Source organism: Actinomyces sp. 2119, assembly GCF_003591215.1.
In the GTDB taxonomy this organism is placed as follows: Bacteria; Actinomycetota; Actinomycetes; order Actinomycetales; family Actinomycetaceae; genus Actinomyces; species Actinomyces lilanjuaniae.
In genome coordinates this window covers 183223-207290 of record NZ_QYRR01000001.1, presented here as the reverse complement: position 1 = coordinate 207290, position 24068 = coordinate 183223, and the positions used below count along the sequence as shown (strand labels likewise).

The 24068-nt window shown below is 69.4% G+C and carries 12 protein-coding genes; 6 read left to right on the top strand and 6 right to left on the bottom strand.

From position 1 onward, the window contains the following. Positions 1 to 87 precede the first annotated feature (87 nt). The 6 genes from D4740_RS00805 to fmt all read right to left on the bottom strand — a co-directional run bounded on the left by D4740_RS00805 (position 88) and on the right by fmt (position 17132). Positions 88 to 9618 (bottom strand): type I polyketide synthase, encoded by a 9531-nt coding sequence (locus D4740_RS00805; RefSeq protein ID WP_119835040.1) that lies wholly within the window; start codon positions 9616 to 9618, stop codon positions 88 to 90. 215 nt (positions 9619 to 9833) lie between these two features. Continuing rightward, the gene (locus tag D4740_RS00800; protein ID WP_119835236.1) at positions 9834 to 11402 is read right to left on the bottom strand and encodes an acyl-CoA carboxylase subunit beta; all 1569 of its coding nucleotides are present in this window, start codon (positions 11400 to 11402) and stop codon (positions 9834 to 9836) included. Positions 11403 to 11468: 66 nt separating this feature from the next. Further along, positions 11469 to 13343, bottom strand: coding sequence for a biotin carboxylase N-terminal domain-containing protein (locus D4740_RS00795; protein ID WP_119835039.1), 1875 nt, complete (start codon positions 13341 to 13343; stop codon positions 11469 to 11471). A gap of 511 nt (positions 13344 to 13854) precedes the next feature. Continuing rightward, complete coding sequence (gene rpe, locus D4740_RS00790; protein WP_119835038.1) at positions 13855 to 14514, bottom strand: ribulose-phosphate 3-epimerase; 660 nt, start codon at positions 14512 to 14514, stop codon at positions 13855 to 13857. A 48-nt stretch (positions 14515 to 14562) separates the two neighbouring features. Next, positions 14563 to 16173 carry an RsmB/NOP family class I SAM-dependent RNA methyltransferase gene (locus tag D4740_RS00785; protein ID WP_119835037.1) on the bottom strand — a complete coding sequence of 537 codons (1611 nt, stop codon included), beginning with the start codon at positions 16171 to 16173 and terminating at the stop codon, positions 14563 to 14565. Beyond that, positions 16173 to 17132, bottom strand: coding sequence for a methionyl-tRNA formyltransferase (gene fmt / locus D4740_RS00780; protein WP_119835036.1), 960 nt, complete (start codon positions 17130 to 17132; stop codon positions 16173 to 16175). The genes D4740_RS00785 and fmt overlap by 1 nt, the downstream gene beginning before the upstream one ends. A 222-nt stretch (positions 17133 to 17354) precedes the next feature. On the opposite strand from fmt, the gene D4740_RS00775 reads away from it, so the two are divergent. The 6 genes from D4740_RS00775 to D4740_RS00750 all read left to right on the top strand — a co-directional run bounded on the left by D4740_RS00775 (position 17355) and on the right by D4740_RS00750 (position 23968). After that, the gene (locus D4740_RS00775; RefSeq protein ID WP_119835035.1) at positions 17355 to 18581 is read left to right on the top strand and encodes an arginine deiminase; all 1227 of its coding nucleotides are present in this window, start codon (positions 17355 to 17357) and stop codon (positions 18579 to 18581) included. Positions 18582 to 18668: 87 nt separating this feature from the next. Next, a complete protein-coding gene (gene argF / locus D4740_RS00770; protein WP_119835034.1) occupies positions 18669 to 19679 on the top strand; it encodes an ornithine carbamoyltransferase in 1011 nt (336 codons plus the stop codon). Positions 19680 to 19681: 2 nt separating this feature from the next. Beyond that, a complete protein-coding gene (gene arcC, locus D4740_RS00765; RefSeq protein ID WP_119835033.1) occupies positions 19682 to 20617 on the top strand; it encodes a carbamate kinase in 936 nt (311 codons plus the stop codon). 142 nt (positions 20618 to 20759) lie between these two features. Next, the gene (locus tag D4740_RS00760) at positions 20760 to 21887 is read left to right on the top strand and encodes a serine/threonine protein kinase (RefSeq protein ID WP_119835032.1); all 1128 of its coding nucleotides are present in this window, start codon (positions 20760 to 20762) and stop codon (positions 21885 to 21887) included. A 165-nt stretch (positions 21888 to 22052) separates the two neighbouring features. Further along, a complete protein-coding gene (locus D4740_RS00755; protein ID WP_259390573.1) occupies positions 22053 to 23069 on the top strand; it encodes a DMT family transporter in 1017 nt (338 codons plus the stop codon). 122 nt (positions 23070 to 23191) lie between these two features. Further along, a complete protein-coding gene (locus D4740_RS00750) occupies positions 23192 to 23968 on the top strand; it encodes a creatininase (RefSeq protein WP_119835031.1) in 777 nt (258 codons plus the stop codon). The last annotated feature ends 100 nt before the right edge of the window (positions 23969 to 24068 follow it).

Genomic DNA, 24068 nt, shown 5'->3' with positions numbered 1-24068 from the left:
CGCTACCCGCCCTCAGGCGGATTATGGACTGCCGGCCCGCGTATCGGGTGCTTGCCCGATACGCGGGCCGGTCAGGCCCCTGGGGGCTCAGTCCTGCTCGCCCGCGGTCTCACCGGCGTGGTAGATACCGTCGGCGTCGAGCCGGGCCTGCGAGTCAAGCAGCATGGCAGCCTCGACCTCGTGGGGGTCACGCTGCTTGGTCTGCTCACCCAGACGACGACCCTGCACCGGCTCGAACAGCGGCGCCCGGCCGATCATCCCGGCACGGCGGCGCCTGGTTCCCGCAGCCAGCCTGGCGTTGGCTGAGGCCAGCCAGGCCTCCACCGCCTCCTGGCCGCCCTCCTGGCGCAGTGCGGCCTCGAAGGCTCCGGGGTGGACCAGGGCGACGAGCCCGGAGACGTGCCCGAAGCCCAGCGAGGTCAGCAGGCCGGCACGCACCGGTCCCGCACCCGGGACCCGGCCAGACTCCCCACCCCGGCCCGCCAGGCGGATCGGGGTGCGCGGCCACACCCAGAAGACGTCGCGCTGCAGCGGAGCGTCCACGACATCCAGGGAGGCGTTGCCCGGTGCCACCCCGGTGGCGAGGATCTCCGTCAGGCCGGAGACCTGGAAGACAGCGGCCCCTCCCTTGGCGTGACCGGTGATGGTCTTCTGGGAGACCGCTACCAGCGGGTTGCCCTCGCTGCGTCCCAGTGCCCGAGCCAGCCGGGTGTGAAGGTCGGACTCGTTGGGGTCGTTGGCACTGGTGGAGGTGTCGTGCTTGGAGACCACGGCGATGTCGTCGGCCTCGACGCCTAGGGCTGTCAGCGCCCGGGCCAGACGGGAGCCTGGGCCTCCACGGCCCGCACCCAGTGCCCCCAGCCCGGGGGCGGGGATCGAGGTATGGAATCCGTCGGCGTAGGAGGAGACGAAACCGACCACACCGGCCACGGGCAGGCCCAGGCGGGCCGCGACGGACCCGCGTGCCAGGATGACGGTGCCTCCGCCCTCGGCCTCCACGAAGCCGCCACGGCGGCGGTCGTTGGCCCGGGAGAAGTGTCGGTCGGAGATCCCCTTGGCGCGCATCGCGGCGGCTTCTGCCGTAGCACTCATGTTGCCGAAGCCCACCACCGACTCGATGGAGATGTCGTCGATGGCTCCCGCCACGACCACGTCGGCCTTGCCCAGGGCGATCTTGTCCCACCCCTCCTCGATAGACACAGCCGCGGTAGCGCAGGCCGAGACCGGCTGGACCATGGAGCCGTAGCCGCCCACGTAGGACTGCATAACATGCGCGGCCACCACGTTGGGCAGCGCCTCCTGGAGGATGTCGCTGGGACGCTCCTCACCCAGGAGACGGCCCACGAACATCTTGCGCATAGACTCCATCCCGCCGAACCCGGTGCCCTGTGTGGAGGCGACGTCCGAGGGGTGTACCGCGGCCAGCAGCTCGGCGGGAGTGAAGCCCGCCGACAGGAAGGCGTCCACCGCCGTCACCAGGTTCCACGAGGCCATGATGTCCATGCCCTGGACCATGGAGGCGGGGATGCCCCACCGCTGCGGGTCAAAGTCGCGCGGGAACTGGCCTCCCACCGTGCGTGACAGCGCGGCCCTGCGGGGCACACGTGCCAAGGAGCCCACCAGGCGGGTCACCGTCCACTCCCCCGTTTCGGGGTCGGGTGCCACCAGGGTGTGCTCGGGGTCGGAGTCCTCGATCGTGCGGGCGGTGGCCTCGTCGGGAACGCTCAGGGTGATGTCGTGGTCCAGGTAGACAGCCACCTCCTCGTCGGCCACCGGCGCGATAACACCGTCGTCGACGAACTCGCGGATACCGCAGCGGGCCACGACCTCGTCACGGTAGCGCTCCAGGACGTCGGACTCCTCGACCATCTCGCCCTCGGTGTCGTACCAGCCGGCCCTGGGACTGTCCTGCCAGGTGAGCAGGCCCATCCCCCAGGCGAGCTCAAGAACACCCGCAGCGGTCAGCTCGACGTCCTCGCCCCCGGTCATCCCCAGCTCGGCCTCGCGACGCGTCCGGGCAGACCCCCAGGTGGAGACCTCACCGGTGGAGACCACGACGACCATGTCCTCCAGGTCGGTGTCCACCTCCCCCCAGTCCGGCGCGGTGGGCTGGGTGGGTACCACGGGCGTGGGCAGGGCCTTGATCGTCGCGGCCACCTCGTCAGGCGGGGCGGGCGCCTCCGCCTGGGCGGCTGCGGCCTCACGCAGCGCCACCAGGTCGAGGTCGTCACCCATCCCACCAGTCAGGTCGGCCAGAACCGGGGCCGTGGCGGCCTGGGCCCGGACCTCCGGGCTGCACAGGCCGGTCAGCTCGGCCGCCATCTCCTGGGTGGACCAGGTGCGCACACCAGTGGCCTCCACGGCGGCCACCAGTGGGTCGTTGCCGCCCATGAGTCCGGTGCCACGCACCCACCCGATACGCGGGTGGGCCAACGTGACCCGCTGGGACCAGGCCCGCTCGGAGGACCAGCGGTTGACCACGGCGTCCAGCGCGGCCTTGACCTCGCCGTAGGCGCCGTCTCCACCGAAGGTGCCACGGTTGGGGGAGCCGGGCAGGACCACGTGCAGACGGTGGTCCACGTGGGTGTCGGTACCGATGGCGCTGAGTGCGGCGATGGTGCGCTCCACGCTCCACAGCAGCAGCCGGGTCTGGGACTCCGCCCCGGGACCAGCGTCAGCCAGGGTCCCGGTCACCCGTGGTGCGGCGAAGGGGAACAGGAGGGTGGGGACCAGGGCCTCCTTGACGACAGTCGTGCTCCCGCCGGAGGTGACCACCTGCTCGTTACCGATCCACTGGGCCAGGGCGTCCACGTCCCGGTAGGAGGACAGGTTCGCGGGAACCATCCACAGCCGGGCACCAGCCACCGCGTGGTCACGGTAGAGCGAGGTCACGAAAGTGAGACGCTCATGGGTCAGCCGTGAGCTGGTAGCGACCACGGTCGCGCCTCCGGCCAGCAGCTCGCCCACGACGGCCGCCGCGATGGAGCCCGGTGCCACGCCGGTGACCACGGCGACGTCCTGCGCCCACCGGACCGTGGGGTCCTGGGGCTGCGGGCGGGTCGCGGCCGCCTGGCTGATGGCTTCGGCAAGAGCGGCGCGCTCAGCACGGTCGGGCAGGTCCGTGTCCCGCAGGGTGCGGGCCCACCAGGCCGCCTGGTCGGCCACGGCCTGGCCCAGGCCGGTGTAGCGTCCAGGTGCCAGGGTGGCGCGGGCGGCCTCCAGGTCGGTCTCCCCCGAGCCCAGGCGGGCAAGGTCCTCACGGGCAGTGGCCCAGCGGTCGTCAATGAGCACGGCCTGTTCAGGTGTGAAGGCCGGGGTCACGGAGTTCACCCAGCCCGAGCCGAGCTCGGCGTCCAGCGCCTCCAGGGCAGCCCTGGTGCGGGCCTCCTCGTCACCGGCGTCGGCTGGTACACCGGTCTTGTCCGCCAGTCCCAGGGCGTCCAGGAGGGTGCGCGCGGTCGTAGCCAGGACGCCCTCCTCCCCGGTCACCGTGGCGGCGAAGGCGTCCAGGGCGGCAGAGTCCACGACGGCCCCACCACCGGCACCGCCAGCGCTGGGCATGGACACGGTGACACTGTGGTCGCTGGCGACCGCCTGCACGGCGGAGTCAATGAGCGCGTCCACTGCGGAGGCCGAGGTCAGGGGTGCGGAGGAGCCCAGTGCAGCCAGGTCCCCGCCCCTTATGGAGGCGCCCTCCCGGGTCCCCAGGAAGATCGCGGCGGTGACATGGGAGACCCAGCCGGGTCCCAGCCCCCAGGTGGAGGTAACCCGGTCGGCTACGCGGGAGGCGCGCACGCCCGAGGGTCCCAGGATCCGCGACAGGCCCGAGCGGATCGCCTCGGTGAGCACCGGGCCGAATGCCTTGTAGCCGGGAGCCCCCTTGGCGACCGTGCTGGCCAGCGCCGTCATGTCGGCGTCGGCAGCGCCGTCGATGGAGGCTAGCTCCAACTCGGTGCCCAGGTCCATGAGCAGCTGGTTGCGCCGCGAGGAGACCCCGTTGGTCAGCGTCTCGGTGGTGTCCGTCGCGCCGATCTGGGCGGGCAGGATCCGGGCGGCATGGGCCAGGAGCACGGTCAGCGCGTCGGTGGCGGTGAAGGGGAGGTCCTCCGCCGGACCAGAGGCAGCAGGTGCTGGATGGGCCGACGGCGCTGGCTGCGCGGCGGGCACCGGCCCTCCCTGCGCGGGCTGTGGCGCGTCAGCAGGCTCCGCAGCCTTGTCAGCGGACTCGACGGAGGACTGGGAGGCCTCAGCGGTACCGGGCTCCTCCGTCTCGGTGGTGCCGAGGTCCACGGCGGGGTCGGTGTCGGTGGCCAGAACCCTGGCCTCGTCACGCCGCACGTTGTGCACGGTGACGTGGCGGCCCGCGTGCTGGGGCAGGCGCAGGGTGTTGGTCGCCAGGTTGGCCAGGGTCGGTGAGTTGGCCAGGCCGACCTCGATAAGGTGCTCGGTACCCAGCCCACCCTCTTGGGGGGAGGACAGCAGCACGTCCTGGGTCTCGATCCAGCGTACCGGTGAGGCGAACTGCCAGGCCAGGAGCTCCACCAGCAGCAGACGGGCCAGCTGAGCGGGGCGTGACGCCCACGAGTCCCAGTCCGCCAAGGCGTCCTCAACAGGCTGGGAGGGCACCACCTCCAGGATCGAGCGGGCGAAGTCCTGGGTCAGGGCGAAGGGCTGAGCCACTAGGTTGGGCACGTAGTGGCCCACGAGTCGTTCGACGTCCAGGTCGGTGGGGACCAGCTCCAGGAGCCGCTCACGGAACTCCGGTACGCCGGGGCGCAGCACCTCGGAGTGGAAGGGCACGTCGATGCCGGGCACGAACATGAAGGGGTTCTTGCCACCCCGGGCCGCGGCCCTGGACCTGGAGTCCGCAGCCAGCGCGTCCAGGCCCTTGATCGTGCCCGCGACCGCGTACTGCACGCCCGCCAGGTTGTAGTTGACGATCTGGAGGAACTCCCCCGTCTCCCGGGAGATCGAGGCGACATAGTCCTCGACCTCGTCGGCCCTGATCCCAGCCTGGTTGGGCCGCAGCGCACCCATCCGGTAGTTAGAGGCGCCCTCCTCGTCCCTGGGGACGAGGGAGTGCATGGTAGAGCCGCGCTGGAAGACGATGGAGATCGTGGTCTCCACCGGCATGACACGCCCGTAGGAGCTCAGCGCCGTGTACTCCCCCAGCGAGTGGCCGGCGAAGGCCGCACCCTCCACGAGGGCTCCGGCCTCGGCCAGACGCGCGGTAGTCGCCATGGCCACGACAGCCAGGGCTACCTGGGTGAACTGGGTGAGGTTGAGCAGTCCCTCGGGGTGGCGGTAGGTCGTCCCCCGGGCGGTCATCTCCGTGGGGTTGTCCCGCACCAGGTTGATGACGGAGAAGCCGAGCTCGGCACGGGTGTGGGCGTCAGCCCTATCCCAGACCTCGCGGGCGGCCCTGGAGGAGTTGCGCTCGTCCAGTCCCATGCCGGTGGCCTGGATGCCCTGCCCAGGGTAGACGTAGGCGGTCGGCTCAGGAACGGTCACGGCCGTGCCGCGCGAGACGACCTCTCCGCGGACGCGGCAGACCGCCTCCAGGACGTAGCCACCGCCAACCACCAGGCCGGTGCGCTCCACGGTGACCTCGACCTCGTCCAGGAGGTCGACCGGGCCGGTCATGACGTAGGTCCACCCCGCCAGGACGTGGTGCGTCCCGTCAACGGCGGTGGCGGCCGCTACCTGCTGGGCGGTGGCGGACAGCCACATGCCGTGGACGAGAGGCGCGTCCATACCCGCCACCCTGGCGGCGTTGTAGGAGGTGTGGATCGGGTTGAAGTCGCCGGTCACCCGGGCGAAGGCCGTCATGTCCGCAGGTGCGGTCACCGTGGCACGGCGCAGGATACGGCGAGCGGCGGGAGCGGTGGGACGCCCGGTGCCACCAGCGGGATCCGGAGCAGTGGGGATGTCAGTTCCCGAGGCCCGGCCGCGGACCGCGAATCGCTCCCGCATGAGCGCCACGAGGGTGCCGTCGGAGGCGTCGACCAGCTCCAGGCGCACGTCCACCACCCGTCCGGCGCTGGAGTCCTCCAGGGCGTCGACCCATCCGGTGACGTTGATAGTCGGGCTGGTAGAGGCGGCCTGGGCCAGCTGGCCCAAGGTAAGGCGAAGATCCACCGTGTGGTCGAGGTGAACCGCGCCGAGAAGGCCCTCGATGAGGGGCATGCCGTCCTCGACCACCGACCCCAGCGCGGCGTAGACGACAGGCCAGCAGGGCCCCAGGAGGGCGTCGGGTACCAGTGGTGCCGCGGACAGGTCTGCTGGTAGCGCGTCAGCGGTGACCGAGGCGTGGTCGTGCCCCAGGGCCGCAGCCAGGGTGAAGGAGCCGTGGATGGTCCCGAAGTCTTGCGTTACCGGGCGTCCCAGGGCGTCGGTGGCCCCCGGCACGGCCGGGCGAACCTCAGGCAGGTGGTCCACGTGGTCACCGGTGACAGAGACCGCGCCCACGCCGGCCGTGGCGCGCAACAGGTCGTTCATGGTCTCCGAGATTCGCTCGGGGTCCACCAGGGGCGCGGCACCGTCCCACGCCCGGGCCAGACGCAGCGGGACGACGAGTCGACGTACCGCGTGCACGGCGTCCCCGCCAGGGGTGGAGTCCCAGTGGGTGTCCAGGCGGATGTCAAGGTCGTAGGCGTCCTCAGCCAGGTCCGGACGGGCTATGACGGTGTAGGCGTCCTCAGCCAGCACCGTGGCCGGGTTGACGGTGAGGTGCCCGTTCCACAGCACGTGCGGGGTCGCACGGACCAGCTCGGTGGCGTCGGTAACCGGTGAGGAGGTCATGACCTCAGCCCTGCTGCCGGCACCCAGGCGCCCAGCAGCCTCCTGCTGCGTCGCGTCGGCAGCCTGCAGTGCCTCCACAGCCGCAGCCTCGAACCGTCCCAGCAGGTCGCCAACCGGCTCGTTGATAGTCGTGATACCCGCGACGGCCACAGGTCCAGGGATGATACGGACCTGGTCGGCCGTGTAGCGGGGGTCCTGGGACTGCCACAGGGAGTCGGTGCCCCACCACCGCAGGATGTCGGCGTCCAGGACCGGAACAAAGGGGACCGGCTTGGGGTGCTTACGGCACAGGTCGACAAACCAGGCGGCGTCGACCGGCTCCACCCGGGTCGTGGCAGCAGCCGGGTAGCGCTGGGCCAAGGCGGCCAGGGCGGTGTCGGCGTCGATGACGTCGTCGTACCCGGCGAACAGGGTGGGGACCTCGCCATGGTCGGCCTGAACAAGACGGGCCTCGATGCGGTGAAGCAGGTCGAGGAAGCGGTCGTACCAGCCCTCGTCAGCCCAGTCCTCCAGGGTGGCTGAGCGTCCCTCGTGCGGTGACACGCACAGCTCGGCGTACCGGCAGGCCCACTCCAGGTAGGTCAGCTCCTCGACGTCACCGAAGTAGGGCTTGGCCGTCTTGGACAGCGCGGTGATCATCTCCTCGCGACGCCGCGCCATGGCCTCCTCGTCCCCGGCCAGCTCCTGGATGAGTCGCGAGGCGCGGGCGGAGGAGTTGTCGATCTCGTAGAGGTCGGCGCGCAGGTGGGACAGGCCCGAGGTCATCCCCCCCACGGAGTCGCCCGAAGCGACCCAGCCTCCCTCGACTCCGGAGTCCTCCGGGATCCCGGGAGTGTCGACGAGGAGCTGCTTAACGTCGTCGTTGGTCCGCGCCTCCAGGCAGGTCATGGCAGCCGTGCCGACCATGACCCCGTCCACGGGGGCGGCGGCCGTGCCATAGGCCAGGGCCCAGCGCCCGGTGAGGTAGTCAGCGGCCCTGGACGGGGTGCCGATACCGCCACCGACGACGAGGACCACGTTGCTCACGGCCCGGATGGCGTCGTAGGTGGCCAGGAGCATCGTGTCCAGGTCCTCCCACGAGTGGTGGCCCCCGGCGTGGCCGTCCTCGACCTGCATGATGATCGGGGACTGCGGGACGGCCTGGGCGATGGCCAGAACCTGCCGGATCTGGTCGACGGTTCCCGGCTTGAAGGCCACGTAAGGGAAGCCCTCGCCGTGGAGGCGCTCCAGCAGTGCGGTCGCCTCCTCCATCTCGGGGATCCCGGCGGAGATGACAATGCCGTCCACCGGGGCGCCCCCGGCACGGGCCTTGGACAGCAGCCGCTGGCTCCCCAGGTGCAGGTTCCACAGGTAGCGGTCCATGAACATCGCGTTGAACGCAGCGGTCCGCCCCGGCTCCAGGGCCTGCTCCAGGCCCGACAGGTTGTCGGCCAGGACCGTGGCGGTGGCCTGGCCGCCGCCGGCCAGCTCCGCCCAGTAGCCCGCGTTGGCTGCCGCCGCGACGATGGCAGGATCCACGGTGGTGGGGGTCATCCCAGCCAGGAGCACGGCGCTGCGGCCGGTCAGCCTCGTGAAGGCGGTATCCAGCGTGAGGCGGCCGTCAGGCAGCCGGGTCAGCCGCGGGGCGAAGCGGGAGCGGTCCACGCTCGGTGCGGGAGCGGCTCCGGCCCGGTCCAGGTTGTCGATGTCCTTGGCCGTCCCCGCAGCCACCACGGTGGTCCCAGTGCCAGCGACGACCCTCTCAGTCAGACGCACAGTGACGTGACCGGGTCCCAGGTCCAGCACGGTACGCACTCTCTGGCCCCCCTCGCCAGGCTCCAGGGCGCTCGAGACGAGGGCGGGCCAGTCAACCGGGTCGGTCAGCACTGCCTGGGCCAGGTCACGGGCCAGGGCCTGGTCCAGCCCGCAGGCGTCGGCCCACGCGACGACGTCGTCGACGGCGGAAGCCAGCAGCGGGGTGTGGAAGGGGACCGATGTCGCCAGGAACTCGGTCACCGGGCTGAGTACAGCGCCGCCGCGACGACGCTCCCGACGTGCCGTGGCGCTGCGCTCGGCTGCGGCTTCCAGGGCGGTGACCACCCGCTCCAGATCGGCGGGCCGCCCCGACAGGATGTGGGCCTGGGGGCCGTTGGTCACCCCGACGGCGATCCGCTCCGAGCCGGAGATCCCCTCCAGGACGCTGTCCAGCAGCTTTCGGGGTACCCCACGCACCGAGAGCATCGGGGTGGACTCCCCCACGGTCCCCAGGTCAAGGCGCCGCGTCACCCGGGCGGCGGCGGCCCCGATGAGCCTGGCGAGAGCATGCACCTGCACGACCGCCTGATGGGACTCATCCCGTCCGCTCCCCTCACCGACCTGCTGCATCGCCTCCAGGAGGGCGACCGCCAGCACCCCCTGGGAGTGGCCCAGGGCGGCAGCAGGGGGAACTGCAAGCAGGTTCACGCCTGCGGCTGGCAAGGAGGCCAGGACTGCGTGCTGGGCCATGAGGATGCCCGGCACGGAGACGTCAGCACTGTCGGCCTTGGAGCGTCGCTCCGGGGCGACAGGAGAGCCTGCCTCGTCCAGGAGACGGGCACCGCGCGGGGTGACAGTGAGCAGGTCGGTGGCCACCGGTGCCAGGCAGGTCGCCACGGCGTCGTCCACCGCCGTCAGTGTGGCAGCCAGTTGACGGTCCAGGCCGACAAGGTCCTCCAGGGTGGATCGCCAGGGAGTCGCCTGGCCGCCAAAGGTGACGACGAAGGGCTCTGCTGCGGAGCCCAGCCTGTCTGCGACGGAGGCGTTGGACGTGGTCGGTGCTGTGTGCGCGGTCGTGTGCACGATCGTCGGGTCCTTCTTCAGTGTGTCGGTACTGGCTTCGGGAGGCCATGCGGGCTGGTCGGGGCACGGTTGTGGTGACCCACGTGTCACTGGGTCACCACAACCGTGCAGGAGGATCTCCCTGATCCTAGGTGCTGCTGGTCATAAGTCCGTCCTGAGCGGTAGTACGGGGGATGTGCGGGCAAGCCTGACAGGCCCCCTCGAGGTGCACGGTGCTAGAGGGGCACATTGTCATGCTTCTTGGGAGAAGCGGGTCTCGCCTCGTTCTTGGCACTCAGCGCCGCCAGGGAGTCAACAATAACCGTCCGGGTGTCCTCCGGGGCGATCACGGCGTCGATCTCACCGATAGCGACTGCCTTGTCAGGGTTGATGACCGACTCGGTGTACTCGGTGGTCAGACGCTCCTGCTCGGCGGCGGCAGCCTCCTCGCCCTGCTCCTGTCGCACACGCGCGAGGTCTCTGCGGTGGATGATGCCGACGGCCCCGGCCGCACCCAGTACCGCGATCTCGGCACCGGGCCAGCAGAAGTTGAGGTCCGCTCCGATCGCCTTGGAGCCCATGACGATGTAGGCACCGCCGTAGGCCTTGCGCAGGACCACCGTGACCAGGGGGACGGTAGCGGTGGCGTAGGCGTTGATGACCTTTGCCCCCCGGCGGATGATGCCGGCGTGCTCCTGCTCGGCTCCGGGGCGGTAGCCGGGCACGTCCACAAAGGTCACCACCGGAAGCCCGAAGGCGTCACAGAACCGGACGAAGCGCGCCAGCTTCTCCGAGGAGTTCACGTCCAGGGTCCCAGCGTCCACCAGGGGCTGGTTAGCCACGATCCCCGTGGGGCGTCCCCCGAAGCAGGCAAAGCCCACCACGACGTTGCCCGCGAACTCCTCCTGGACCTGGACCAGCTCGCCGTGGTCGACCAGGGCCGAGATGACCTCGACGACGTCATAGGCCTGCCGGGTCGAGGAGGGCACCAGGCTCCCTACCTCCCGGGCAGCCTGAGCGTCCGCCTCGGAGTCCTGCTCCTCATAGGAGTAGCGGGGCGCCTCCAGCTCGGCCGAGGAGGGCAGATAGGCCAGCAGGGTGCGAACCTGCCCCAGCGCGTCGGCCTCGTCCTCGGCCACGTAGTGCACCACGCCCGATACGGAGCCGTGGATACGTGCTCCGCCCAGGTCCTCGGCGCTGATAGACTCCCCGGTCACGGCGCGGACCACGTCCGGTCCGGTCACGAACATATGGGAGGCCTCGCGGGTAGCGATGACGAAGTCGGTCAGGGCCGGGCTGTAGACCGCGCCTCCGGCGCACGGACCAAGGATGACGCTGATCTGGGGCACGAGCCCGGAGGCGGCACAGGTCCGGTTGAAGATCCGGCCGTATTGGCGCAGCGCCCCCACCCCCTCCTGGATCTTGGCACCGCCGGAGTCGATCAGGCCGATCACGGGGACGCGCAGCCGCAGGGCGTCGTCCAGCAAGCGGACGATCTTGTCCCCCTCGACCGTGCCCAGGGCACCGCCTGACACGGAGAAGTCCTGGGAGTAGACAGCCACCTGGCGGCCGTCGATCTGTCCGAAGCCGGTGACCACGCCTGAGGGGCGAGCATGGTCACCGGCCCCGGAGCCGCTGTAGCGACCAATCTCCAGGAAGCTGGAGTCGTCGAGAAGGTCGTCGATGCGCTCACGCGCAGTCCGCTTGCCCTTGGCGTGCTGCCTCTGGGCGGCACGCTCCTCGGCCTCGCGGTCAACCCTGGCCATACGCTCGCGGAACGCTGTGGTCACCGCGGAGTCCGCCATGGAGCCGCCCCCGGCGGCCGTTGCCTCTGCACCGGTTGACGGTGCTGTCGCGTTGCTGGTCACGGCTCAGGCCTCCTTGCTGGTGGTGTCGGTGCTGTCAGAGTTGCCAGCGCTGTCAGGGCTGTCGCTGGCAGCAGCCAGGTTGACCAGGACCTCCCCGGCGGAGACGGTGCGCCCCGCACTGACGGGAATGTCCTTGACGGCGCCGTCATAGGGGGCGTGGACGTAGTTCTCCATCTTCATGGACTCCAGTACCACCAACAGGTCCCCCTCGTACACCTGCTGACCGGGCTCCACGCAGATACGGGTCACGATCGCCTGCATCGGGGCAGCGATCGACCCCGACTCGGAGCCCAAGGCGTCAGCACCCGCGCCCCCTGGTCTGGAGGAGCGGGCAGCACCCGCCGATCCACGGGAGCGCAGAGGCTGCATACGCCGTCCCCGAGATCCGACCCCCTGCCCCGGTGCGGAGGCAGTGAGGATCCCGTCCGGCAGCGTCAGCTGCACGCGACGGCCGTTGACCTCAATGACGTACTGGGAACGTGTCCGGGGCGAGGAGGGCGGCTCGGCCTGGACACCCGCCGCCGCGGGCGGGTTCTGGGCCAGGGCCGGGAGCACCTCGTTCTCGATCCACCGGGTCGTGACCCCGAGGCGGCCCTCCCGGTCCGGGTAGGTGAAGGCCTCCCGGCCGAGGACCTCCTCGTGCAGGGACGTGCACACGGTCACGCCCTCCACGACGGTCTCCCGCAGCGCCCTGCGCGCCCGGGCCAGGGCCTGGTCACGGGTGGAGCCGGTCACGACGATCTTGGCGAGCATCGGATCGAACATCGGGGTGACCACGTCTCCCTCGGTCACGCCTGACTCGATCCTGATACCCGGCCCCGCTGGCCAGCGCAGTCGGGTAATGGCCCCGGTGGAGGGGGCCAGCCCTCGCGAGGGGTCCTCGCAGGTGACGCGCATCTCGAGGCAGTGCCCGCGAACCGTGCCAACCTCACCGAGGGGCTCCCCCTGGGCCAGCCGCAGCTGAAGCTCGACCAGGTCGGTGCCCGTGACCTCCTCCGAGACACAGTGCTCGACCTGGAGACGAGGATTGACCTCCAGGAACCACAGGTCGCCCTCGGGCGTAAGGAGGAACTCACAGGTAGCCACCCCCACGTAGTCCACTGCGTCCATGAGGCGGCGGGACGCCTCAACCAGGCGCTCGTGCAGGCCCGGTGGCAGGAAGGGGGCAGGAGCCTCCTCAAGAAGCTTCTGGTTGCGGCGCTGGAGAGTGCAGTCGCGGGTCGAGACCACAGCAAAGCCGCCGTGGGCGTCACGGGCGCACTGGGTCTCGACGTGCCGCGCCTTCTCCACAAACTTCTCCAGAATGAGGGTCGCGCTCCCTGCGGCCGCAGACTGAAGGGCGGGCGTGGAGCCCACCTCCTCGTCGGAACGCAGGACGGTGATGCCCCGGCCGCCACCACCGTCAGTGCGCTTGAGCGCGACGGGATAGCCATACCGGGCGGCGAACTGGGTGACCACCTGCGGGTCGGTCACCGGCTCCGTGACTCCAGGAACCGGCGCGACGGCAGCCGTCTCTGCGGTCTGGCGCGCACTCATCTTGTCCCCGAGCGCCTCCATCGCCGTGGGCGAGGGGCCGATCCATGTCAGGCCCGCCTTGATGACGGCCCGGGCGAAGGCGGCGTCCTCGGACAGGAACCCGTATCCGGGGTGGACAGCGTCCGCCCCCGTGGTACGGGCCAGCTCCAGGACCGCGTCAGCATCTGTGTAGGAGGACCCCTCGGGCAGGGCGTAGGCCTCGTCAGCGAGCTCTGCAGCCGGGCTCATGAGGTCCTCAGGGGTGTAGGGAAGAAGGGATGTCGCACCGAGGTCACGGACTGTGCGCACGACACGCAGGGCGATCTCACCACGGTTGGCGACAAGGATACGGGAGAGGGTCACCGATGTGCCTCCTTAAACTCATAAAACTCATAGTTGTCCCGCGTCCGCCCTGGTCCAGGTCGTGCAGGCGTCCTTGACACCCACCAGCCTCGAGGCAGCCAGGCCGAGTCGTCCGAGGCCTGAGCAGCAGGACGTGCGGCCGACAGACGAGGCCCGCCTACCCGAGAACGCAGGGCGACGAACGTCGGGCAAGCGCTATTAGGCGAGACGTTACGGGATGACGCCCCCGGAATCCATTTGTGGAAACCTCACAAAGAAGCCCGCAGGTGTTGGGGTGGGAGGCGAGAGGCTATGCACGGCGCGGCGCAACAGAGTCGAGAAAGGCCTCTCTCTGACCCTCTCGCGAACTTGAGGTTTCCCACAATGAGTGCGGACACCCTCTCCTTTGGACACATCTACCACACCAACCCCTTAGACCACACAAGTCACTTGCTGCGTCGCGGTCGATCAGGCTCGCACTGTGTGGCTGCGCAAGTGATCGTGCAAGCGGCCGCACACTGACCGCGTGGTCTCAGCAGCAGTGCCTCCCGGCAAGGCTCCGCAGCTCGGAGATCGCCGCCTGGGCGTCCTGTGCCCGGTAGACCGCGGACCCGGCCACGAACACCTCCGCTCCCGCCTCGGCCGCTCGCTCGATGGTCTGAGGGGTGATGCCGCCGTCGACCTGGAGGCGTATCCCGGCACTGCCCACGAGCCGACGGGCACGCTCGATCTTGGCCAGCATCGGCTCCAGGAAGCGCTGACCGCCGAAACCGGGCTCGACGGTCATAACGAGCAGGAGGTCGAAGTCCTGCACGACGTCCGCCACGGCCTCGACGCTGGTCGCCGGCCTCAGCGCCAGCCCTGCCCGCGCGCCCAGGCGGTGCAGCTCGTGGGCCAGACGCACAGGAGCCGCCGCCGCCTCGGCGTGCACGGTGACCACGTCGCACCCCGACTCCGCGTAGGCTGGCGCCCAGCGGTCAGGGTCCTCGATCATGAGGTGGGCGTCCACCGGAAGCGACGTCGTCGCCAGCACCGCTTCCACGACAGGCATGCCCCAGGACAGGTTGGGCACAAAGTGGTTGTCCATGACGTCGACGTGCACGCCGTCGGCGCTGCTGACCCGGGCCAGCTCATCGGCAAGGTGGGCGATGTCGCAGTTGAGGATTGAGGGGTGGATCGCTGGTGACCTCATCGTGGCTCCTGGGCTAAGGGTAGTCGCCTGCCGGAAGGCTGGGCGCGGTCAGGCGGAGGGACTGGCAGCCGCGGCACCGGGCCGGGGCGGGGAGGCGGCTGGCGCCGCCGGACGCAGCAGGGTGCAGAACATGGCGTCGGTGCCGTCCAGGTGCGGCCACAGCTGCAGCATCGGACGGGACGCCTCCGCGGGCGGATGAGGAGAGACCTCGGCGCAGAGGCGTCCGGCGTGCAGGACCTCGACGACCTTGTCCTCCCGTTCCAGGTGCCGCAGGACGTCCTGGACGACCAGGACCGTCTCCAGCACGTGGGGAGAGCAGGTGACGTAGGCGACGACTCCCCCGGGGCGCACGGCAGACAGCGCGCTGGAGAGCAGCTCGCGCTGGAGAGCGGCGAGCCCGACCACGTCGGCCTGGGTGCGCCGCCACCGGGACTCGGGGCGGCGCCGCAGGGAGCCCAGCCCCGAGCACGGCGCGTCAACCAGCACGCGGTCGTAGTGCCCCGGCTCCTCCTTGCCGATGTCGCGTCCGTCGCCACTGCGGACCTCGACAGTACCCGGTGGTAGCGCGCGGATAGAGTCCCGCACCAGGTCAGCCCGGTGGGCGGCAGGCTCGTTAGCCACCAGGTGCGCGCCGCTCTGGGCGGCCAGGGAGCCCAGCAGCGCCGCCTTGCCCCCGGGACCGGCGCACATGTCGAGCCAACGGGAGTCACTGCCATCAATGCCAGCCCGGGCCAGCAGGAGAGCCACCAGCTGGCTGCCCTCGTCCTCCACGCCAGCCCGGGCCTGGGCGACCGCGGTGACCCTCCCAGGGTCTCCCCCCTCCATGACGACGGCCAGGGGGCTGACACGCCCGGCCTGCGCCCGCTGCCCGGGGTCGGAGGAGGCCTCATCCACGAGCGCGGGGACCGAGACGAGCCCAGGACGTGCGCACAGCACCACCTCAGGGTCCTGGTTGTCCGCCGACAGCAGGTCGCCCAGCTCCTCGGCAGACCTGCCGTGCGCAAGAAGTGCCTGTCGCATGGCCTTGACAACCCACAGCGGGTGGGACTCGGTGGCCGCCAGCGCCTCCAGGTCATGGTCCGTGTCCTGGCGCAGCCGGGCGAGCCACTCCCCCAGGGGCCTGCGCCCCACGCGGCGCAGCACCGCGTTGACCAGTCCCGAGGCCCGGCGTCCCGACGTGCCCCCCACCAGGTCCACCGAGGTCGACACGGCGGCGTGGGCCGGGACGCGCATCCCCAGGAGCTGGTGCGCCCCAAGGCGCAGGACGTCAAGGACGACGCCGTCCAGCGTGGCGATCGGCTGGTCAAGGCACAGGCCGATAATGGCGTCGTAGCGGCCTTGGAGGCGTAGCGTCCCGTAGGTCAGGGCGGTGACGAAGCCAGCGTCGAGCCGGCTCAGCCGGGCCTCCTTGACCAGGGAGGGCAGCACGAGGTTGGCGAAGGCGCCCTCGGTGCGCACCCTGGCCAGGACCTCCAGGGCGATGGCGCGGGCGGGATCAGCCTGCCGTGGTCCCCGTGTACGTCCTGGTGCGCCGAAGCCGGCCGGGTCGTGGGTGCCGTCTCTGCGCGAGGAGGCCCTGGACGGCCCGCCGCGCCGAGGCCGTTGCCCCCGCTGGTCACGGGACGGGACTGGTAGGTCACGGCCGCTGTGTGCGGGCATCACGACACCGCCTCGTCCTCGGCGCGCGGCTCAGTCCCCAGAAAACTGCCCTGCGGCGGACGCGCTCCTCGCGCCCAGTCCTCGGCGTCCATCCAGCTCCTCCCCGCTGGTGCCACCCTGCCCAGACGCACGGCGCAGCTACCGGTACCGACAAGGACCTCGTGCTTGGAGACACGCAGCTGACCGGGCTGGAGGACGGTGTCCGGCGGTACCGGGACGACGCTGCCCAGAAGCAGCCTCCTGCCCTGGAAGGTGGTGTAGGCACCTGGGGCCGGGGTGACGCCCCGGACCTGGCGCGCCACGGTCGAGGCCTCCTCAGCCCAGCGGATACGCCCCTCCTCCGCGGTGAGCGCAGGAGCCAGGGTGGCCCTGGACCCGTCCTGGGGCTGCGCCCGGGCCGTGCCCTCTGCCAGACAGCGCAGCACGTCGAGGACGAGGGGGGCGCCTGTGGCGGCCAGGCGTCCCAGGAGGTCACCGCTGGTGTCCTGGGGGCCGACCGGCTCCGGGAGCCTGGCGTATACCGGCCCGCTGTCCAGCCCCTCCTCCAGCCGGAACACGCTGACGCCTGTGACCTCCTCACCTGCGAGAACAGCACGCTGGACAGGAGCGGCCCCCCTCCAGCTGGGCAGCAGGGAGAAGTGGAGGTTGAGCCACCCGTGGTCAGGCACCTCCAGCAGCGTCGGCGGCACCAGCCGGCCGTAGGCCACCACGACGGCGACCCCGAGGTCCAGGGAGCGGACCCACTCACCCACGCCCGGATCCCTCAAGGTGGTGGGAGTACGTACACCCAGTCCCGCCTTCCGGGCCAGGGCCGCGACGGGAGAGGGCTGTCGTGCCCGCCCTCGTCCCCGGCGCGCGTCCGGCCGGGTGAGGACCCCGACCACCTCGTGCTCAGAGTCCAGGAGGGCGTGCAGGCAGGGAAGAGCTGTCTCGGGGGTTCCGGCGAACAGGACGCGCATAGGTCACACTCTACGAGGTCTGTGAGGTCCCGAGGCTTGTCGACCTACAGGTCGACCTGCAGACCCGCGCGTCCTGGACTCGCCCTTCACGCCAAAGTCTGGTACGCTCGTACCACTTCAAGGCGCGAGCCCCACGGCTGTGCTGGCCGGTACCAGCCGGTACCAGGCAGCGCGCGGCGCGCACCGACAGTCTTGGCACACCGTCGTGCCAGAGAGGAAATCATGAGTTTCTCTGTGGACTCCGAGATCGGCAGGCTCAGGCAGGTTATCTTGCACCGGCCGGGACGCGAGATGCTGAGGCTGACCCCGCAGAACAAGGACAGTCTCCTGTTTGACGACGTCTTGTGGCTGGAGAGGGCGCAGCAGGAGCACGACCAGCTGGCCCGCACTCTCACCGACCGGGGAGTCGAGGTCCTCTACCTCGGCGACCTGCTCGCCCAGACCCTGGAGGTCGCCGAGGCCCGCGACTTCGTCCTGGCCAACACGTTCAACGAGAACACCTGCGGCCCCCGGGCCGCCGAGGCCCTGCACGGGCTTATGCAGGGGCTGCCCGCCGCGGAGCTGGCCGAGATCCTCGTCGCGGGCGCCACCAGGCGCGAGCTCCAGGAGCGGGTGCCCGTCGCGGACTCCCTGGTCCTGTCCCTCCTGGAGGATGACGACCTCCTGCTCGCTCCGCTGACCAACCACCTGTTTACCAGGGACACCTCCTGCTGGGTGTACGGCGGGGTGTCCATCAACTCCATGACCAAGCAGGCCCGTCGGCGTGAGACCGTCAACTACCAGGCCATCTACCGATGGCACCCCTTCTTCGCTGACCAGGAGTTCCCGGTGTGGTCCGAGGGGCTCGCGGCGGGGCCTGCTACCGTGGAGGGAGGCGACGTCGAGGTCATCGGCAACGGCGCCGTCCTCGTAGGAGTCTCCGAGCGTACCTGTCCCCAGGGCGTCGAGAGGCTGGCCTCACGGCTGTTCACCAGCGGGGAGGTCTCCCAGGTGATCGCTGTGGAGATGAGCAGGAACCGGGCCCAGATGCACCTGGACACCGTCATGACAATGGTTGACGTCGGCACCTTCGTCAAGTACGCCGACCTGGGAATGCTTCCCACCGTGACCCTGCGTCCCGACGGGGCGGGAATGAGCGTGACACGTCACGCTCCCGAGGACATGCACCGTGTCATTGCCCAGGCCCTGGGCCTGGACGACCTGAAGGTGCTCACCACCCCCCAGGACAGCCTGGCCGCTGCCCGCGAGCAGTGGGACGACGGCTGCAACACCCTGGCCGTCTCCCCCGGTGTCGTCGTCACCTATGAGCGCAACGTGGCGACCAACGACTACCTCGCCAGCAACGGGATCGAGGTGCTGCCGGTTCCTGGCTCCGAGCTCGGCCGGGGACGCGGCGGTCCTCACTGCATGAGCTGCCCCGTCCTGCGTGACCCGGTCCCGGCTCTCTAGGCAGGACCTGCCGGGGCTCACTAGGATACTCGCTCCCTCACTGCTCTCTTTCCCCCAAGCAGCACCTATTATCACCAAGGAGAAGTGATGACCCACCACCCACTGCACAACCGCAGCTTCCTCAAGGAGCTCGACTTCACCGCCGAGGAGTGGAAGTCCCTGCTCGACCTGTCCGCACAGCTCAAGGCGGACAAAAAGGCGGGACGCGAGGTCAGGCGCCTGGTGGGCAAGAACATCGCCCTCATCTTCGAGAAGACCTCCACGCGCACCCGCTGCTCCTTCGAGGTCGCCGCCTACGACCAGGGTGCGCAGGTCACCTACCTGGATCCCTCGGGTAGCCAGATGGGTCACAAGGAGTCTGTCGCCGACACTGCCCGCGTACTCGGCCGCTTCTACGACGGAATCGAGTTCCGCGGCAAGAAGCAGGAGCACGTCGAGCAGCTTGCCGCCCTGTCCGGGGTCCCGGTGTGGAACGGCCTGACCGACGAGTGGCACCCCACCCAGATGCTCGCCGACCAGCTCACCATGCTGGAGCACTCCGGCAAGCCCATTGAGGAGATCTCCTTCGCCTACCTGGGCGACGCCCGCAACAACGTCGCCAACTCCCTCCTGGTCGCTGCGGCTCTGACCGGCATGGATGTGCGCATGGTGGCCCCCGTCGAGCTGCAGACACCCCCCGAGGTCGTGGCCGAGGCGCAGCGCCTGGCCGAGTCCAGCGGCGCGAGGATCCTCATCACTGACAACGTCGCCAAGGGCGTGGCCGGGGTGGACTTCCTCTACACCGACGTGTGGGTCTCCATGGGCGAGGCCAAGGAGGTCTGGGACGAGCGCATCGCCCTGCTACGGCCCTACCAGGTCAACGCTGCGCTCGTGGAGACCACGGGCAACCCTGACGTGAAGTTCCTCCACTGCCTGCCGGCCTTCCACGATCGCAACACCACTGTCGGCGAGGACATCTTTGTCAAGACCGGCATGGACGGCCTGGAGGTCACCGACGACGTCTTCGAGTCGGAGCACAACGTGGCCTTCGACCAGGCGGAGAACCGTATGCACACGATCAAGGCCGTCATGGTCGCGACCCTGGGCGAGTGGGACTGAGCATGCGTGTCGTAGCCGCACTAGGAGGTAACGCCCTTCTGCGTCGTGGTGACAAACCAGACGCCCGTATCCAGATCGCCAACGTGGAGCGCGCCGCTGGCCAGCTCGCCAGGCTGGCCAGGGACCACGAGCTCGTCGTCACCCACGGCAACGGACCCCAGGTGGGTGTCCTGGCCCTGGAGTCGGCCAACGACGACCGGCTGAGCGAGCCCTACCCCTTCGACACCCTCGGTGCCCAGACCCAGGGGATGATCGGCTACTGGCTGCTCCAGGCCCTGCGCAACGAGCTGGGGCAGCGTGAGGTGGCCGCCCTGGTCAACCAGACCCGTGTCCGGGCCGACGACCCGGCCTTCGCCAGTCCGACAAAGTTTGTCGGAGAGGTCTACGACGAGGCGACCGCAAGGCGGCTGGCGCGCGAGCGCGGCTGGCAGGTCCGGGCCGACGGTGAGCACTTCCGCCGGGTGGTGGGCTCTCCCGAGCCCCAGGAGGTCGTCGAGACCGAGACGGTCCGTGCCCTGGTAGACGCCGGGACGGTGGTCATCTGTGCCGGAGGAGGAGGTGTGCCGGTCGTCCGTGACGAGGCGGGCAGGCTCACCGGTGTCGAGGCTGTCATCGACAAGGACCTCACCGCCTCGGTCCTCGCCCGGGCACTGGGGGCCGACGCGCTGCTCATCCTCACCGACGTCGACGGGGTCCTCACCGACTTCGGCACCCCCAGCCAGCAGCGCCTCAGCCGCACCACTCCCGACGTGCTGCGCAGCATGGGCCTGCCAGCAGGATCCATGGGCCCCAAGGTTGAGGCGGTGAGCCGCTTTGTCGAGGCCACCGGCGGCATGGCTGCCATCGGACGCCTGGAGGACGCCACTAGGCTCCTCACGGGCGAGTCCGGAACCCTCGTCACCCAGGACGGGAGCAGGCACGAGCCACGGGCCGCCTGACCGACAAGAGTCGTGCCGCGCACAGGAGAGGAGGCGATGCCGACCCGCCACACCGTATGGCACGCACGGTGCCCTTGCCCCGGCCCTCCGGGAACGGGCACGCCACCTGTCAACGTGAACCAAGCACAAGGAAGTGACAACAATGACCAAGATCGTCAGCTCGTGGAACGACTTCGACCCGCTCAAGCACGTCATCGTGGGCCGCGCTGACTTCTCCGTCATCCCCCCGGAGGAGCCTGCTACCTCTGAGAAGGTTCCGATCGACTCCGAGATGCGTGGGATGTGGGGGCCGCGCCCCACCGCCACGGTCGAGGCCGCCAACGAGCAGCTGGACAACTACGTCAAGATCCTTGAGGGTCTGGGCGTCAAGGTTGACCGGCCGACGCCGCTGCAGTGGAACCAGGCGATCACCACGCCTGACTTCCGCACCGAGTCCGGTATGACGCAGATGCCTCCGCGCGACATCCTGCTGACTATCGGCAACGAGATCATGTCCTCGGCGAACTCCTTCCGCTGTCGCTACTTCGAGTACCTGGCCTACTGGCCGCTCATGAACGACTACTTCGACAACGACCCGGAGTTCAAGTGGACCCAGGCGCCTCGCCCGCGTCTGACCGACAAGTCCTACAAGCACAACTACTACGACGAGCAGATCTCGCTGGAGGAACGCCTGGAGCGCACCGCTGCCAAGGACTTCGTCACCACCGAGGTGGAGCCCATGTGGGACGCCGCCGACGTCATGCGTGTGGGCAAGGACCTGTTCATCCAGCACGGCCTGACCACCAACCGCAAGGCCATGGAGTGGTTCAAGCGCTACTACCCCGACCTGCGGGTGCACGCGGTGAACTTCCCTGGTGACCCCTACCCGATCCACATCGACGCGACCTTCGTGCCGCTGCGGCCGGGCCTGATCATCAACAACCCGCACCGCCGCCTGCCCGAGGAGCAGCGCAAGATCTTCGAGGCCAACGACTGGGAGATCGTCGACGCCGCCCAGCCGGCGCACGACACGCCCCCGCCGCTGTGCTACTCCTCCGTGTGGCTGTCCATGAACTGTCTGGTCATCGACCACAAGACCGTGTGCGTCGAGGCCAGCGAGGTCCACCAGATGGAGCAGATGGACAAACTGGGCATGAACGTCATCCCGGTTCCCTTCCGTGACGCCTACGCCTTTGGTGGCGGCCTGCACTGCGCGACCGCCGACGTCTACCGCGAGGGCACCTGCGAGGACTACTTCCCGAACCAGATCGAGGACCCGACCCTCGTCTGACTCGGCACCACCGGGGGCGGTGGCCGTCAGGCCGCCGCCCCCGGCCGCCCGTCCGCCCCAGGGCGCGCACCGGCACAGCTCTTCCCATCACTACAGACAGTACCCACCTGCCGAGAGGACCGAGCGGCAGTGGCGATAACCGCAAAGGAGCGGACGTTGGACTCAATGGGTCAAGCAAAGCTGAAGGGCTTTGCCTTCATGTTTCTTTCCTCCAGCCTCATGGGCGGCATCGGCGCGTTCGCCCGCTACATTGAGGCCCCGGGTATCTTCATCTCCTTCAACAGGAGCTTTGCAGGGTTCATCGGGATGACCCTGATCTTTGTCGCCACCCGTCGGTTCCACAAGTTCAAGGGGTTCCGCCTCACCCCGGCCGTCCTGCTGACCGGCGTGTTCCTCGGACTCCTGTCAGGGCTGTACGTCATGTCGACACAGATGACGACGCTGTCCAACGCGGCGTTCCTCATCTACACCGGCCCCATCTACTCGACGCTCCTGGCCACGATATTCCTCAAGGAGCCCTTCACCAGAACCACCGCCTTCTCCCTTGCCGCTGTGGTGGTGGGGTGCCTTATGATCATCGGTGTCATCAACTACACCGCCGAGGGTGGGCTCGACGTCAGCCTCAGCCTTGACCCGCAGTACATGGTGGGCAACCTCGTCGCCCTGGCCTCTGGCGTGGCCTACGGCCTGTTCCTGTTCTTCAGCCGCTACCGCACCGACGTCGACTCCGACGTCCGCTCCTACTGCAACTTCACGTTCGCCATCGTCACGCTGGGCGTCATCCTCATCTTCATGCGCCCCGACCTCAGTGAGATGACGACCCGCGGATGGCTGACCCTGGTGGTCGCCGCCTTCGTGACTGGCTTCGGCGCCTTCTTCTTCCTGACCGTCGCGTCACGAATCCTGCTGGCCGGGGAGCTGGCAACTATCTCCTACCAGGAGACGATTATGGCGACCCTGCTGGGCATGGTGCTGTTTAGCGAGCCCCTCACCCTCATGCAGGCGCTGGGTGGGGCGCTCATCATCACGGGCGGGGTGTCACAGATACTCTTCTCCACCAGGAGAAACAACGGCCAGGACAAGGAGGTCTCTGCCGTCAGCCGAGATGACGCGACCGGTGAGGACGATGACCAGGACGCCGTCACGAAGGCCCCGGCAGTGCTGAGCCAGCATCCGCGGTGACTCCGCGCCCCCGGTGGCGGCGTCCTGCGGTAGCGGTCCACTCGCCGCCGAGCACTCCTGCCTTCCGGGAGCCCACCGGGAACGAACCTTCCGCCTACCTGACAAGAAAAGGACTCTCACACATGACTGACGAGCACAGCATCACGCGGATGGACGCCTTCACCTACCGTCGGGTCCTGGCTGAGGAGGACCCCGTGGTCCTCATTCCTGTCGGGGCCATGGAGCAGCACGGACCGCACATGCCGATCAGCGTCGACGTCCTGCTGTCCACCAGGATCACCGAGCTCGTGGCCGAGGAGCTCGGGGCCGCCCTGGTCGCCCCCGCCGTCACCACCGGCTACAAGTCCCAGCAGCGGTCAGGGGGTGGAAACCACATCATCGGGTCCTTCGGCTTTGACGCCAGCACGGTCGTGTCGGTGTGCCAGACCCTGGTACGCGAGCTGGCGCGCCACGGTGCCCGGCGTATCGCCTTTGTCAACGGGCACTACGAGAACTACCAGTTCATCTACGAGGGCGTCGACCTGGCGCTGCGTGAGCTTGGCAGGCAGCGAGCCGGGGTCCAGGTCATGATGCTCTCCTACTGGGACTACGTCACTGACGACGTGATCTCGCGGCTCTACCCGGACGGCTTTCCTGGCTGGGACGTCGAGCACGGGGGCGTCATGGAGACCTCGCTCATGCTGGAGTACTTCCCCGACCTGGTCGCCATGGACCGGGTCATGGACCTTCCAGCCGCCCAGCTGCCCCTGTACGACCTGCTCCCCGTGGACCCAGGCCTGACCCCCGACTCCGGCTGCCTGTCGTCCGGGCGGCAGGCCAGTGCCGAGAAGGGCAGGGTGCTCGCCTCCTCCATCGTGCCGGGTATCGTCCAGGCGGTCCGCAACCGGCTGGAGGTGTAGCGCAGGTGTCGGGGCTCGTGGCCCGCCGCCTGTCAAGCCAGCCCTACCTGGACAGACCATGGGGGCAGACAACCAGGGTAGACCATGGCCCTGAGACAGG

Coding starts and splice junctions, on each gene's coding strand:
- D4740_RS00800 (WP_119835236.1), bottom strand. CDS start 11,402: ATGGCGGACTCCGCGGTGACCACAGCGTTCCGCGAGCGTATGGCCAGG.
- rpe (WP_119835038.1), bottom strand. CDS start 14,514: ATGAGGTCACCAGCGATCCACCCCTCAATCCTCAACTGCGACATCGCC.
- D4740_RS00785 (WP_119835037.1), bottom strand. CDS start 16,173: ATGCCCGCACACAGCGGCCGTGACCTACCAGTCCCGTCCCGTGACCAG.
- fmt (WP_119835036.1), bottom strand. CDS start 17,132: ATGCGCGTCCTGTTCGCCGGAACCCCCGAGACAGCTCTTCCCTGCCTG.
- D4740_RS00775 (WP_119835035.1), top strand. CDS start 17,355: ATGAGTTTCTCTGTGGACTCCGAGATCGGCAGGCTCAGGCAGGTTATC.
- argF (WP_119835034.1), top strand. CDS start 18,669: ATGACCCACCACCCACTGCACAACCGCAGCTTCCTCAAGGAGCTCGAC.
- arcC (WP_119835033.1), top strand. CDS start 19,682: ATGCGTGTCGTAGCCGCACTAGGAGGTAACGCCCTTCTGCGTCGTGGT.
- D4740_RS00760 (WP_119835032.1), top strand. CDS start 20,760: ATGACCAAGATCGTCAGCTCGTGGAACGACTTCGACCCGCTCAAGCAC.
- D4740_RS00755 (WP_259390573.1), top strand. CDS start 22,053: ATGGGTCAAGCAAAGCTGAAGGGCTTTGCCTTCATGTTTCTTTCCTCC.
- D4740_RS00750 (WP_119835031.1), top strand. CDS start 23,192: ATGACTGACGAGCACAGCATCACGCGGATGGACGCCTTCACCTACCGT.